Origin of the sequence: Amycolatopsis sp. WAC 01375 (assembly GCF_003947325.1) — a bacterium.
Classification (GTDB): Bacteria; Actinomycetota; Actinomycetes; order Mycobacteriales; family Pseudonocardiaceae; genus Amycolatopsis.
The window spans coordinates 121,066-135,228 of sequence record NZ_QHHW01000008.1 but is presented as its reverse complement, the minus strand read 5'-3'; the positions used below and the strand labels follow the sequence as shown (position 1 = coordinate 135,228).

Sequence of the window (14,163 nt, the reverse complement as noted above, 5' to 3'; positions counted from 1 at the left end):
GGCTATTGCTGTGTGGTCCACGCCCCGTTCGCGAGGGGACGGTCCGTGCGCGGTCGGACACGCCGAAGATTCGATAACTGTCCGATGAATTTCGGCCGGATTTCCGGGTGCTCGATCGGGGTTAGCTACACCACTTCGATGTATCGGCGCGATATAGTGGGCCGGTAGGTTGACCGAGCCGGTCTCGGTGGCCAACGCGACCGGTCGCGGTTTGTTCCCGGAAGGGGGTGCGGTGTGCTCGAGCTCGCGATCTTGGGGCTGCTGCACGAGACCCCCATGCACGGTTACGTGCTGCGCAAACGTTTGCATGAGACGCTCGGGATGTTCCGGACGTTCTCGTACGGCTCGCTGTACCCGACCTTGCGCCGGCTGCTTCGCGCCGGTTACCTCGTCGAGGAACTCGAAGAGGTGGAAGACCGGGCATGGGCACGCCGGGGCAAGCGCGTGTACAAGCTCACCGCCGAGGGCAAGGAACGGTTCGCCGAACTGCTCGGCGACGCCGGGCCGCAGACGTGGGACGACGAAGGCTTCGGCGTCCACCTGGCGTTCTTTTCGAGGACACCGGCCGACGTCAGGATGCGAATCCTGGAAGGCCGTCGTCGTCGGGTCGAGGAGCGCCGAGAAGGGCTTCGGACGGCAATGGCGCGGGCCGAGGAGAAGATCGACCGCTACACCCGTGAACTGCACCGGCTCGGGCTGGAGTCCAGTGAGCGGGAGGTGCGCTGGCTCAACGAGCTCATCGCGCACGAACAGGCCGAGCAGCGTGGACCGGAGACCTGAGGCGCTCCGGAGTGCTCGCTGCGCACCACCTACAACTGTTGAACTAATGAAGGAGAAACCGGCATGGGCGAGAACCGCCGCGTTCGGGTGGCCATCGTGGGCGTCGGCAACTGTGCGGCCTCGCTGGTCCAGGGCGTTCAGTACTACCGCGACGCAGATGCCGGCACTCGCGTGCCCGGTTTGATGCACGTCGTGTTCGGCGAGTACCACGTCCGCGACATCGAGTTCGTCGCCGCGTTCGACGTGGACGCCAAGAAGGTCAGCCGCGACCTGTCCGAGGCGATCTTCGCCTCCGAGAACAACACCATCAAGATCGCCGACGTGCCGCCGCTGGGCGTCACCGTGCAGCGCGGTCACACCTACGACGGACTCGGCCGCTTCTATCGCGAGACCATCGAGGAGTCCGACGAGACCCCGGTCGACATCGTCGCGGCACTGCGCGAGGCCGAGGTCGACGTGCTCGTCTCGTACTTGCCGGTGGGCTCCGAAGAGGCCGACAAGTTCTACGCGCAGGCGTGCATCGACGCCGGCGTGGCGTTCGTCAACGCGCTGCCGGTGTTCATCGCCTCCGACCCCGAGTGGGCGGAGAAGTTCCGCGCGGCCGGCGTCCCGATCGTCGGTGACGACATCAAGTCGCAGGTCGGCGCCACCATCACGCACCGTGTGCTGGCGAAGCTGTTCGAAGACCGCGGCGTCCAGCTCGACCGGACGATGCAGCTCAACGTGGGCGGGAACATGGACTTCCTGAACATGAAGGAGCTGGAGCGGCTCGAGTCGAAGAAGATCTCGAAGACCCAGTCGGTCACGTCGCAGGTCGACCGCGAGCTCGGCAAGGGCAACGTCCACATCGGGCCGTCCGACTACGTGCAGTGGCTCGACGACCGCAAGTGGGCCTACGTCCGGCTCGAGGGCCGCGCCTTCGGTGACGTGCCGCTGAACCTGGAGTACAAGCTCGAGGTGTGGGACTCGCCGAACTCGGCGGGCATCATCATCGACGCCGTGCGCGCCGCGAAGATCGCGCTGGACCGCGGCATCGGCGGCCCGATCCTGTCGGCTTCCTCGTACTTCATGAAGTCGCCGCCGGAGCAGTACGACGACGCCACCGCGCGTGACGAGGTGGAGAAGTTCATCGCCGGCGAGGCGTGACCCTCCCGTAGCGCGCTATGAAGGGGCCTTTCATTGCAAAATTTGCAATGAAAGGCCCCTTCATAGCATCGGGAGGCAGGGCGACCCCGCGTGACCGACCCGACTTCAGTCCTTCGCGTCCTGAAGCGCCGCAGGCAGGTCTGTGATCTTCCCGACCACCGTCGTCTCCGCCAGTACCGCCGGATCCGGCGGGAAGTGCGGATTCGGCACCGCGTACACCTTCATCCCCGCGGCCAGCGCCGCGCGCAGCCCGTTCGTCGTGTCCTCCACGGCCGCGCAGTTCTTGGGCTCCGCGCCCAGCAACTCTGCCGCCTTCAGGTACACGTCGGGCGCCGGTTTCCCCGCGCCGACCTGCTCCGAAGACACCGCCGTCGGCACCGGCAGCCGCGTGATGTCGAGGAACGCCTTGATCAGCAGCGGCGGTGAAGAGCTCGCGATCGCCACCGGCCAGTGCTTCGCGACTTCGCGGACGACACCCGGCGCGCCCGGGATGATCGGCGGTTTCTCCGCGTACCGCCGCGCCATCCGCTCGATCACCACCTGCGCGACGTCCGACGGCCGGAGTCGCACGCCGAGGTCGTGCGCCAGGTAGGCGGCCCATTCGGGGGTGCTCATCCCCTGCATCGCCCTGGTCGATTCCTCCCGCCAGGTGCCGTGGAACTCGTGGACGACGGATCGCCGGACCTCGTCCCACATCGTTTCCGAATCCACCAGGACACCGTCGAGATCGAAAATCACCGCTTCCACGCTTCCAAGCCTAGGCGGTGGAAACCTGTGCGGCATATTACTTAGCCATGCTCAGTAATATTAGTTAGCATGGCTAAGTGACCACGAAAGTCGCCGACCTCGCCCACCGGCTCCGCCCGCTGGTGTTCCGGCTGTACTACCTCGTCCGCCGGGAGACGCCGCAAGTTCAGCTCACCCTCACCCAGGGATCGGTGCTGTCGGAGCTGCTGAACGGCGGTCCGCGCCGGATGAGCACGCTCGCCGACCTGGAACGGGTCCGGATGCCGACGATGACCGACGTCGTCCGCCGTCTCGAACGGCTCGGCCTGGTCAGCCGTCGTCGCGATCCCGCCGACGGCCGGGCGGTGCTCGTCGAGGTCACCGAACAGGGGCAGCGCTTCCATCGGCGGTTGATCGTCGCCAGAGAGGAATTCCTCCGCGAGCGGCTCTTCGAGCTGGACGAGACCGACCGCACCGCGATCGAAGCCGCGCTCCCCGCTCTCACCAGGTTGCTGCACGAAGACAAGAAGGAGGAACTGATCCGCGATGAGCGCTGAGCACCACTCAAGCCTGTTGGACGCCGTCAAGGGACAGCCCAAACAGGTATGGATCACCGCGTTCGCCGCGGTCATCGCGTTCATGGGCATCGGGCTCGTCGACCCGATCCTGCTGTCGATCGCGGAGGGCCTGAAGGCGACGCCGTCCGAAGTGACGCTGCTGTTCTCCAGCTACCTCGGCGTCCAGGCGGTCGCCATGCTGGTGACCGGCGCGATGAGTGCCCGGTTCGGGGCCAAGCGGACCGTGATCGTCGGGCTGACGCTGGTCGTCGTCGCCACCGCGCTGTGCGCCGCGTCCGGGTCGATCGAGCAGCTCATCGGGCTGCGCGCGGTCTGGGGACTCGGCAACGCCTTCTTCATCGCGACCGCGCTTTCGGTCATCGTCGGCGCCGCGACCGGCGGCCAGGCGGGCGCGATCCTGCTGTACGAAGCCGCGCTCGGTGTCGGCCTCGCGGTCGGTCCGCTGCTGGGCGCCCTGCTCGGCAGCATCTCGTGGCGCGGCCCGTTCTTCGGTACTTCGCTGCTGATGCTGTGCGGTCTCGTGCTGTGCTCGATCTTCCTGACCGCCGACGCGAAGGAGCAGCGGCCCAAGATCCGCCTGCTCGACCCGTTCCGCGCGCTGAAGCACGGCGGCCTGCTGCGTACCTCGATCGGTTCCGCGCTCTACACCGCCGCGTTCTTCGTGGTGCTGGCCTGGTCGCCGTTCGTGCTGGAGTGGAGTGCCGTCGCCGTCGGCCTGATCTTCTGCGGCTGGGGCCTTTCGGTCGCCGTCGCGGGGGTGGTGCTGGCGCCGAAGCTCGCCGCGAAGCTCGGTGAGCGGCACGCGACCGTGGTCGCCGTCTTCGGCTACGCCGTGCTGCTGCTGATCATGGCGATCCCGAGCAAGCCGGTGCTGGTGGTCGGCATCATCCTGTCGGGGCTGGTGTCCGGTCTGCTCAACACGCTCTTCACCGGCACGGCCATGTCGATCAGCGGCGCCCCGCGTCCGGTCGCGAGCGCGGGCTACAACTTCTGCCGCTGGCTCGGTGGCGCGGTCGCCGCGACCGTCGTCGGTCACCTGGGCGAGTGGTTCGGCGCGAAGCAGGCGCCGTTCGTCATCGCCGCGATCCTGTGCGTGCTCGCCGGTGCCCTGCTGACGATCCGCGAGAAGACCGCCGATCCGCACACGATCCCGGCCGAAGCGGTCCTCGTGGGCGAAGAGATGTGAATCGGAACAAAAGGTGAACGCCGGACCAACGAGGGGTTTCCTCTCGTCGGTCCGGTGCCTTAGCGTCGACCTCCCGAACTGCCTGACCGGAGGTCCGAGTGAAGTTCCTTCCGTTGCTGGCCGGCCACTCACCAAGCCGGGCGTCAGTGACCTGTACCTACCGCTGTGGCGACGCGTGCTTCCACGACGCGCCGAACACTTCGGACAACCCCACCTTCGCCGACGTGCTCGGCGCGGTGAGCCGCCGCGGCGCGTTGAAGGCGACCGCCGTCGTCGCACTGGCCGCCGGTACGCCGCTCGCGCTCGCCGCGCCCGCGTCGGCCGCTCCCGAGGGGCGTCCGAAACCACCACCCGGCACCGACTACAAGCGGGTCAGCCCGAACACGCTCGACGCCGTTGTCGTGCCAGAGGGCTACGAGCAGGGCATCGTGATCCGCTGGGGTGACGCGGTGCTGCCCGGCGCGCCCGAGTTCGACTTCGACCACCAGACCGCCGAAGCGCAGGCGAAGCAGTTCGGCTACAACTGCGACTTCGCCGCGCTGCTGCCGCTCGACCACTGGGGGCTCTCCTCGCTGCTGGTCACGAACCACGAGTACACGTCGGAAGAGTTCATGTTCCGCGGTTACGACCGGGACAACCCGACCGAGGAACAGGTCAAGATCGCCTGGGCCGCCCACGGGCTGACCGTCGTCCAGGTGTCGCGCGGACGCGACACCGGGCATCTGCGGCCAAGGATGTCCCGCTACAACCGGCGGATCACGCTGCACACGCCGTTCAAGGTGACGGGTCCGGCGGCGGGCAGCGACCTGCTCAAGACCGCCGCCGACCCCACCGGAACTGTCGTGCTCGGCACGATGAACAACTGCGCGGGCGGCGTCACGCCCTGGGGCACGATCCTGTCGGGCGAAGAGAACATCAACCAGTACTTCGGCAACGCGGACACGGTGGCCGACCCCGTGAAGCGCAAGCGATACGCGCGCTACGGCATCAAGGGCACCGCGACCACCCGCAAGTGGGAGCGGTTCGACGCGCGCTGGGACATCGCCAGGGAGCCGAACGAGGCCCACCGCTTCGGCTGGGTGATCGAACTGGACCCGAACGATCCGGACAGCACCCCGGTCAAGCACACGCATCTGGGCCGGTTCAAACACGAGACGGCGAACATCCGGGTCGCCAAGGACGGCCGGGTGGTCGCCTACTCCGGCGACGACGAGCGCTTCGAGTACATCTACAAGTTCATCTCGAAGGGCCGCATGAAGCCGGGCGACAGCGCGCATGCCCGGCGGCACAACATGACCCTGCTCGACGACGGCACGCTCTACGTCGGCCGGTTCACTGGCGACAGCCCGGCCGCCGAGATCGACGGCACCGGGAAACTGCCCAGTGACGGCGAATTCGACGGCAGCGGCGAGTGGATCCCGCTGGCGTCGGGCAACAAGTCCTTTGTGGATGGAATGACCGCCGAAGAGGTGTACGTCTTCACCCGCGAGGCGGCCGACAAGGTGGGCGCCACCAAGATGGACCGCCCGGAGGACATCCAGGCGCATCCGCGCACCGGCCGCATCTACTGCGCGCTCAGCAACAACGTCGAACGAGGCAACCCCGGCAAGGAAGGTGCCACCGAGCCCAACCCGCGGCTGAACAACAAGCACGGTCAGGTGCTGGAGTTCGAGGAACGGCGCGGCGACGCGCTCGCGCTGACGTTCAGCTGGCGGCTGTTCCTGGTGTGCGGCGATCCCGCGTCGCCGGACACCTACTTCGCCGGTTTCCCCAAGGACCAGGTCTCGCCGATCTCCAGCCCGGACAACGTGGCCTTCGACGACCACGGCAACCTGTGGATCTCCACCGACTCGGCGGGCGCGCTCGGCATCAACGACGGCCTCTACTCGGTGCCGCTGGAGGGCCGCAACCGCGGGGAGCTGAAGCTGTTCCTCACCGTGCCCCGCGGCGCGGAGACCTGCGGGCCGATCGTCGAGCGGAAGATCGTCACGGTCTGTGTCCAGCATCCGGGTGAAGTCGACGGCGCGAACGCCGACAAACCGGCCTCCCATTGGCCGGACGGCGGGGAAACCCAGCCGCGTCCCTCGGTGGTGGCGGTCTGGAAACCCGGCAGGCATGGCCTGTCCGACATCGGTTCCTAGTCGAAAAGCAACGATCTAGCAGTGCTTTTGGTCGATGGCGCGCTGCCACTCCGGCAGCGCGCCATCGCTCGTTCGCGCGCTGTTCATCTTCTGGCCAGTGCCGGATCTCTTTGGTCGCTTACCGTCACGACGTTCCCCCGACTGGACTACGTGTACCCACCGCGACCATGGAGGCCCTGTGTCCTTCGAGCCTCAGCGGCTGCTGCCGTTGATCACCTCCCACCCCGGTGGCCGCTCCGCGGTCACCTGCGAGTACCGCTGCGGCAACGCGTGCGCCCACCCCGAGCCCAACACGTCGGACAACGAATACTTCGGCGACGTCGTCAAGAACATGCTGTCCCGCCGTGGCGCGCTGAAGGCCGGTGCCGTGATGGCCGCGGCCGCCGGTGGTTTCGCCGCGCTGTCCGGCACGGCCGCCGCCGAAACCCCGGCTGACGTCTCCGCCGCGGGGCACGGCAAGCCGGGCCGCCCCGGGCGTCCGGTGCCCGGCACCGACTTCGAAGCGGTGCCGCCGAACACGCTCGACGCGATCACCATCCCCGAGGGTTACGAGCAGCGCGTCGTCATCCGCTGGGGCGACGCCGTCGAGTGGGGCGCGCCGAAGTTCGATTTCCACAAGCAGACCGCGGCCGCGCAGGCGAAGCAGTTCGGCTACAACTGCGACTTCGTCGGCCTGATCCCGCAGGATCCGCTGGGCATCCGCAACCTCATGGTGGTGAACCACGAGTACACCACCGAGGTCCACATGTTCCCGGCCGACCAGTACGACCCGAAGAACCCGACCGAGGAGCAGGTCAAGATCGCGTGGGCCGCGCACGGCCTTTCGGTCGTCCAGGCCTTCCGCGACCCGATCGGTGGCGCGCTGCGCGTGACGCCGAGCCCGTTCAACCGCCGCATCACGCTGAACACCGCCTTCGAGGTGCGTGGCCCGGCCGCCGGTTCGAAGTACCTCAAGACCTCCGCGGACCCGACCGGCCGCAAGGTCTTCGGCACGCAGAACAACTGCGCCGGCGGCGTGACCCCTTGGGGCACCGTGCTTTCCGGTGAGGAGAACGTCAACCAGTACTTCGCCAACGCGGCCAAGGTCACCGACCCGGTCGCGGCGGCACGCCTGAAGCGATACGGCTTCTCCGGCACCGAAAGCACCCGCAGGTGGGAGCGGTTCGACAAGCGCTGGGACCTCGCGCAGGAGCCCAACGAGGCCAACCGGTTCGGCTGGGTCGTCGAAATCGACCCGAACGACCCGAACTCGACGCCGATCAAGCACACCGCGCTCGGCCGGTTCAAGCACGAGGCCGCGAACATCAAGATCACCAAGGACGGCCGCGTCGCCGTCTACTCCGGTGACGACGAGCGCTTCGAGTACATCTACAAGTTCGTCTCCAAGGGCAAGTACAAGCCGGGTAAGAGCGCGCACGCGCGTCGCCACAACTCCGCGCTGCTCGACGACGGCACGCTCTACGTCGGCCGGTTCACCGGCGACAGCCCGGCCGCCGAGATCGACGGCACCGGGAAACTGCCCAGCGACGGCGAATTCGACGGCGTCGGCGAGTGGATCCCGCTGGCCGCGGGCAACAAGTCCTTTGTGGACGGTTTCACCGCCGAAGAGGTCTACGTGTTCACCCGCGAGGCCGCGGACAAGGTCCAGCCGACCAAGATGGACCGGCCGGAGGACATCGAGGCGAACCCGGTCAACGGCCGGATCTACGCGGCGCTGACCAACAACAGCCAGCGTGGCCCCGCCGGCAAGGCCAACGTCGACGAGGCGAACCCGCGGCCGAACAACCGCAACGGGCACGTCCTCGAATGGGAGGAGAACGGCGGCGACGCCGCGGCCACGAAGTTCTCCTGGCGGTTGCTGCTCGTCTGCGGTGACCCGAAGACGGCGGACACCTACTTCGGCGGCTTCCCGAAGGAGCAGGTCAGCCCGATCTCCTGCCCGGACAACGTCGCGTTCGACCGGCACGGGAACCTGTGGATCTCCACCGACGGCAACGCGCTCGGCGCCCACGACGGCCTGTTCTCGGTGCCGGTCGACGGTCCGGAACGCGGGCACGTCAAGCAGTTCCTGTCGGTCCCGGTCGGCGCGGAATGCTGTGGCCCGGTGGTGACCGACCACCTGGTGCTCGTCGCCGTGCAGCACCCCGGTGAGGACGCGGCCAGCTCCGCGAACCCGACGTCGCACTGGCCGGACGGCGGCACGACGCAGCCGCGGCCGTCGATCGTGTCGGTGTGGAAGAAGGGCCGCTGGGGCCAGGTCGGCCGCATCGGCGTCAAGTAGTGCCTCCGGCGCCCCGATCACTCTCGGCGAGACTCTTCTGCCTGATCGGGGCGCCGGACGACACCGTTCGGTGATGACGGAACGGTGTCGCGCTCATTAGCTTCAGCCCTGTGAAAAGGGCACTGGTGTTCATGGCGGCAGGCGCACTCGTGGCGGGCATCGTTCCCGTGTCCGCGCAGGCCGCGACCGTTCCGTCCGGCTGCACCGGCGGCGCCGCGCCGAATCCGAGCGTGGAACAGGGCAGCCCGCCCGCCGGGTACACGTTCAACCCGGCCGCCCCGGTGCCCAACGGAACGCCGAGGAGCAAGCAGCCTCGGCTGTCGACGGCCGGCGGCTACCAGTCCGACGGCGGCAAATACGCCCTGATCTCGACGCCGGACAAGATGATCAGCACCGCTTACGCGGGGATGAAGTTCGTGCCCGGCGCCGTCTACACGCTGACCGACTGGACCGGCACGAACGACGGCAACCTCCGGCGCGCGGACGCCGTCCAGGAGACGGGGCTGCGGTTCTACGACGGCTCCGGCAAGGTCGTCCTGGAGAACAAGCTCAAGGTCGTGCACGCCGTCGAAACCGACGGCGAACTGGCCCGGCAGGACTTCCCGCCGTCGACCGCCCCGCCGTCGGCGAATTCGGTGAAGTTCTTCGCCGCCACCGACCGCAACTGGGTCATGTGGGACTGCGTCCACCTGCAGGTCGCCTCGTTCTCGGCCAAGGCCGAGGTGCGGGATCCGGCGAGCGGGGCCTGGGGCGCCACGGCCACCCTGGAGGCGGGCACCACCGCGAACTACCGGTTCACGGTCACCAACGACGGCACCACGACGCTGACCGACATCAAGGTCGAAGACCCGTATTGCGACGTGAAACCCGCCCCGATCGCGACCCTCGAAGGCGGCAAGTCCGCGACCGTCACCTGCGACCACAAGAACGTCACCGAAGCGGACAACGGCCACGTCAGCACCGTGACCGTCTCCAGCGGCACGGTGCCGAAGAAGACCGCGACCACGACCATCAAGGTCACCCCGCCGCCCGCCATCGACGAGATCGGCGAGTTCGTCTGGAACGACCTCGACCGCAACGGGCTGCAGGACTCCGGGGAACCGGGCGTTCAGGGCGTGAAAGTGACTTTGAAGGACGCGTCAGGCACTGCGCTCGGCACCCTCACGACGGACGCCGGCGGCAAGTACCGCTTCACCAAGCTGAAAGACGGCATCTACCAGGTCTGCTTCGACATCAGCGGGCTTCCCTTCATGTACACGGCGAAGGACGCGGGCGACGACGCGAAGGACTCGGACGCCGATCCGGCGACCGGATGCACGGCGACCACCACGGTCGGGCCTCGTAAACGCCTGGACTTGACGCTCGCGGCGGGGTTGACCGCGCCGACGAGCAAACTGGGCGACCTCGTGTGGCTGGACAAGGACAAAGACGGCCTCCAGAGCCGCGACGAGCTCGGTGTCCCGGACGTGAAGGTGACGCTGAAGGACGCTTCGGGCAAGGAAGCAGGCTCGACCTTGACCGGGCCCGACGGGCGATACGCCTTCGAAAGCCTGCGTCCGGGCTCGTACCAGGTGTGCTTCGGCGTCGGCTCCCGTCAGCTGACCCGGCCCGGTGCGGCGCGGTACAACGGCACCGATTCGGCGGCGGATCCCGCGACCGGCTGCACACTGGTGGCCGAACCGGCGGCGCCGGAGGACCTGACCAGGGACGCCGGACTGCTCGACCCGTGATCGCCGCCCAATCACGCGAGTTACGCCTCCAATCACGTGAGTTACGCCTCCAATCACGCGTGATCGTCGCCCAATCACGCGTGTTGCGCCTCCAATCACACGAGTGCGCCGTCTGATCACGCGAGTCGCCTCATCCCTCGCCGCTCACGAGCGCGAATTGTCGGTGGGTGCCGCTAACGTCGCCCATCGTGACCGAACCTTCGTTCCTGACCACCACCCGCGAGTCCTACGACACCGTCGCCGAGGACTACGTGGCGCGGATCGGCTCGCTCTTCGAGCAGGAGCCGATCAGTCGCGCGATGCTCGCCGCGTTCGCCGAGCAGGTGCGCGGCCCGGTCGCCGACGTCGGTTGCGGCCCTGGCCATGTCACCGCCCATCTGGCGTCGCTCGGCCTCGAGGTCACCGGTGTCGACTTGTCGCCGAAGATGATCGAGGTCGCTCGCCGTCAGCACCCTGAGCTGCGGTTCTTCGTCGGCTCGATGACCGCCCTCGATCTACCGGACGGCGAACTGGGCGGTCTCGTCGCCTGGTGGTCGATCTTCCATCTGCCGCCGGAGGTGCTGCCGGCGGTGTTCGCGGAGTTCCGCCGCGTGCTCGCGCCGGGCGGGCGGTTGCTGCTCGGGTTCCACGTCGGCGACGAGCGCCTGAGCCCGGAGACGGCGTACGGCCACCCGGTCACCTATGACGCGTACCTGCTGGAGCCCGGCAAGGTCGCCGACCTGCTGGGGAGGGCAGGCTTCGAGGTCACCGCGCGGCTGGCCATGGAAGGGAGGAAGCTGCCACAGTCCTGCCTCGCCGCCCGGGCGGTTTGACTCTTGGGCCGCGGACCTGATCTCCTGCGCACGCAACCGAGGCGGGCGGGGCCATGACGCAGACGAATACGACGACGGGTGAGAACACGCCCGACTGGCCTTCGCGCACCTGGTTCCGGCGGCCGTCGACCTGGACGTGGTTCGGGTTCGGCCTGGTGCTGATGGTCTACGCCGATCTGGCCTGGCGTCGCCGCTGGATGAGCGACGACGGGCTGATCGTGCTGCGGACGGTCCGCCAGATCCTGGCGGGCAACGGGCCGGTGTTCAACATCGGCGAGCGGGTCGAGGCGAACACCAGTCCTTTGTGGACAGCGGTGCTGAGCGTGCTCGGGCTGATCCCGGGAGTGCCGCTGGAGTGGATCTCCGTGGTCACCGGGCTGCTCTTCTCGGTCGCCGGGCTGTTCTTCGGTCTGGACGGCGCCCGGCGGCTCTATCAGCCGCTGGCGTTCCACGGGCTCGCACCCGCCGGCGCGCTGGTGGTGTGCGCGTTGCCGCCGTTCCGCGACTTCGCGACGTCCGGGCTCGAGACCGGCCTGATCACGTTGTGGCTGGGCGGTACCTGGTGGCTGCTCGTCCGCCGTACGTCCACAATGGACGATCTGCGCATCTGGCCGGTCGCGCTGGTCGCCGGGCTGGGGCCGTTGGTGCGGCCCGATCTCGCGCTCTTCAGCGCCGTCGCCTTGGCCGCGCTGTTCGTGCTCGCGCGACCGGGACGGCGTCGCGCGCTGGGTCTGCTGGTGGTGGCGGCCGCGCTCCCGTTGGTCTATCAGGTGTTCCGGATGGGCTACTACGGTCTGCTGACGCCGAACACCGCGCTGGTCAAAGAGGCGTCGGAGGCGAACTGGGCTCGCGGCTGGTCGTACCTGACCGACCTCGTCCAGCCGTACTGGCTGTGGCTCCCGTTGCTGGCGCTCGCCGCCGCCGTGGTCACCGTCGCGTCCACTGTGGACAAGACGTTCGCGGTGCTCACCGCGGTCCCGGTGGTCGGCGCGGTGCTGCTCGCGCTGTACGTGATCCGGGTCGGCGGGGATTTCATGCACGGGCGCATGCTGATCCCGGCGCTGTTCTGCCTGCTGTTGCCCGTGCTGGCCTTGCCGGTGACGAGGGTGACCGTGGTGCTTCTCGCCGTCGTAGGGATCTGGGCGGTCGTGGCCGCCGGGTCGCTTCGCCCGTCGTACTCGGCTTCTCCGCGCGCTGTCGGCGTCACGGATGAGCGCTCGTTCTGGTCGCGAGCGACCGGCCACGAGTACCCGATCCTGGCGGAGGATTACGCCGGCCATCCGTTGATGCCGTCGACGCTGGAAGCGATCCGCGGCGTGAGCGGTCCCGCGGTGCTGATTCAGGACTACGCGACCAGACGCTGGTACGCGTACCCGACGGACCGGCCGTACGTGACCGTCGCCGCGGACAGCATGGGCGCACTCGGCCTGCTGATCCCGCTCGACATGCGACTGCGTGACGGATACGGCCTCGCCAACCCGTTCGCCGCGCATTCGACTTCGCTCGTCAACGGCAGGCCCGGCCACCAGAAGTGGCTGCCCCCGGTGTGGGAGCTGGCGAATTCGGCGCGGCTCCCGATCGCCGAGGGCGGCCCGGCCCGCGGCGAGGACGTCGCCGCCGCACGAGCGGCGCTCGACTGCCCGGACATCGTGGAGATCGACGCGTCGGTGCGGGATCCGCTGACGGCCGGACGGCTCGCGGACAACTTCATCGGGTCGTTCACGCGCGGTTCCCTCCGGTTCCCCCGGGTGGCGACGCCGCCCGTCGTGTGCGGCGACTGAACACGCGTCAGTGGTTCAGACCCGAACCACTAGCGTGGCGTTATGGCTGATCTCCCCTTGGCTCTCGTCACCGGCGCCACCCGCGGTATCGGCGCCGCGGTCGCCCGCGCGCTCGCCCCGACACACCGGCTGCTGCTCGGCGGTCGCGACGCCGACGCGCTCGGCGCGCTGGCGGGCACGCTGCCCGACGCCCGGCCGTGGCCGATCGACCTGACCGACGTCGAGACGCTGGAGGCGGCGACCGCCGAATTCGGCGAGTTGGACGTGCTGGTGCACTCGGCGGGCGTCGCGCGGCTCGGCACGGTCGAGGCCGCGACCGACGCCGACTGGCGAGCGAACTTCGAGGTCAACGTCCTCGGAGTCGTCACGCTGACCAGGCAGTTGCTGCCCGCGCTGCGTGCCGCCAAGGGGCACGTCGTCGTGATCAACTCGGGTGCCGGGCAGAACGCACGCCCGGGCTGGGGTCCGTACGCGGCCAGCAAGTTCGCCGTCCGCGCCTTCGCCGACGCGCTGCGGGAGGAGGAGTCCGCGCTGCGGGTGACGTCGGTCTACCCCGGCCGCACGGACACCGAAATGCAGCAGGCGATCGTCGCCGACGAGGGCCGCGCGTACGAGCCGGAACGCTTCCTGCGCCCCGAATCCGTCGCGGCCGCCGTACTCGCCGCGGTCTCCGCCACCGATGACGCGCACCCCACCGAGGTGACCCTTCGGCCGCGCGGCCTGGTCTAGCCGCTCGCGCTTGCTTCGCCCTGCTCGCATGTTCCCCAAGGTCGCATTCGAGACACTCGGAACCCCGGACTCGGGTTCCACCGCCAGCCGCGTTCGCGCCCAATGTGGCATTGGGGTCGCTCAACGTCCCCAATGCCGCATTGGGCGCCCAGGCCCAGCGGCGAGTTGTCCACAGCCTCGCACCGTTGTGGACACCAGGCCCTGATCAGCGCTTTTACGCAGGTCCCAGCCCCAACCCCCGATAGACTGGCCTCGGGGTCGCCCCCCGGGATG

Annotated in this window: 11 protein-coding genes; 10 read left to right on the top strand and 1 reads right to left on the bottom strand. The window is 68.5% G+C overall.

Going from position 1 to position 14,163, the window contains the following annotated elements; translation table 11 throughout:
• Positions 1–234 precede the first annotated feature (234 nt).
• Both DL991_RS01120 and DL991_RS01115 read left to right on the top strand, forming a co-directional pair.
• Complete coding sequence (locus DL991_RS01120) at positions 235–780, top strand: PadR family transcriptional regulator (RefSeq protein ID WP_005168208.1); 546 nt, start codon at positions 235–237, stop codon at positions 778–780.
• Positions 781–843: 63 nt separating this feature from the next.
• Positions 844–1,926, top strand: a complete 1,083-nt coding sequence (locus DL991_RS01115; protein WP_125780011.1) for an inositol-3-phosphate synthase — start codon at positions 844–846, stop codon at positions 1,924–1,926.
• Positions 1,927–2,031: 105 nt separating this feature from the next.
• On the opposite strand, the gene DL991_RS01110 is transcribed toward DL991_RS01115, so the two are convergent.
• A complete protein-coding gene (locus tag DL991_RS01110; RefSeq protein ID WP_125780009.1) occupies positions 2,032–2,673 on the bottom strand; it encodes an HAD family phosphatase in 642 nt (213 codons plus the stop codon).
• Positions 2,674–2,750: 77 nt separating this feature from the next.
• Between DL991_RS01110 and DL991_RS01105 the strand changes: the two genes are divergently transcribed.
• From DL991_RS01105 to DL991_RS01070, 8 genes are all read left to right on the top strand, one after another.
• On the top strand, positions 2,751–3,209 hold the full coding sequence (locus tag DL991_RS01105) for a MarR family winged helix-turn-helix transcriptional regulator (protein WP_125780007.1): 459 nt from the start codon (positions 2,751–2,753) through the stop codon (positions 3,207–3,209).
• Positions 3,199–4,416: an MFS transporter gene (locus DL991_RS01100; protein ID WP_125780005.1), complete on the top strand. Its 1,218-nt coding sequence runs from the start codon at positions 3,199–3,201 to the stop codon at positions 4,414–4,416. Before DL991_RS01105 ends, DL991_RS01100 begins: the two co-directional genes overlap by 11 nt.
• Before the next feature lie 98 nt (positions 4,417–4,514).
• On the top strand, positions 4,515–6,557 hold the full coding sequence (locus DL991_RS01095) for a PhoX family phosphatase (RefSeq protein ID WP_125780003.1): 2,043 nt from the start codon (positions 4,515–4,517) through the stop codon (positions 6,555–6,557).
• Positions 6,558–6,735: 178 nt separating this feature from the next.
• Complete coding sequence (locus tag DL991_RS01090) at positions 6,736–8,838, top strand: PhoX family phosphatase (RefSeq protein ID WP_125780001.1); 2,103 nt, start codon at positions 6,736–6,738, stop codon at positions 8,836–8,838.
• 125 nt (positions 8,839–8,963) lie between these two features.
• The gene (locus DL991_RS01085; protein WP_125780084.1) at positions 8,964–10,568 is read left to right on the top strand and encodes an SdrD B-like domain-containing protein; all 1,605 of its coding nucleotides are present in this window, start codon (positions 8,964–8,966) and stop codon (positions 10,566–10,568) included.
• A 188-nt stretch (positions 10,569–10,756) separates the two neighbouring features.
• Positions 10,757–11,380, top strand: coding sequence for a class I SAM-dependent methyltransferase (locus tag DL991_RS01080; protein WP_233598629.1), 624 nt, complete (start codon positions 10,757–10,759; stop codon positions 11,378–11,380).
• A gap of 53 nt (positions 11,381–11,433) precedes the next feature.
• A complete protein-coding gene (locus DL991_RS01075; RefSeq protein ID WP_125779997.1) occupies positions 11,434–13,161 on the top strand; it encodes a hypothetical protein in 1,728 nt (575 codons plus the stop codon).
• 42 nt (positions 13,162–13,203) lie between these two features.
• Positions 13,204–13,890 carry an SDR family oxidoreductase gene (locus DL991_RS01070; protein ID WP_125779995.1) on the top strand — a complete coding sequence of 229 codons (687 nt, stop codon included), beginning with the start codon at positions 13,204–13,206 and terminating at the stop codon, positions 13,888–13,890.
• The last annotated feature ends 273 nt before the right edge of the window (positions 13,891–14,163 follow it).

Coding starts and splice junctions, on each gene's coding strand:
- DL991_RS01115 (WP_125780011.1), top strand. CDS start 844: ATGGGCGAGAACCGCCGCGTTCGGGTGGCCATCGTGGGCGTCGGCAAC.
- DL991_RS01100 (WP_125780005.1), top strand. CDS start 3,199: ATGAGCGCTGAGCACCACTCAAGCCTGTTGGACGCCGTCAAGGGACAG.
- DL991_RS01075 (WP_125779997.1), top strand. CDS start 11,434: ATGACGCAGACGAATACGACGACGGGTGAGAACACGCCCGACTGGCCT.
- DL991_RS01070 (WP_125779995.1), top strand. CDS start 13,204: ATGGCTGATCTCCCCTTGGCTCTCGTCACCGGCGCCACCCGCGGTATC.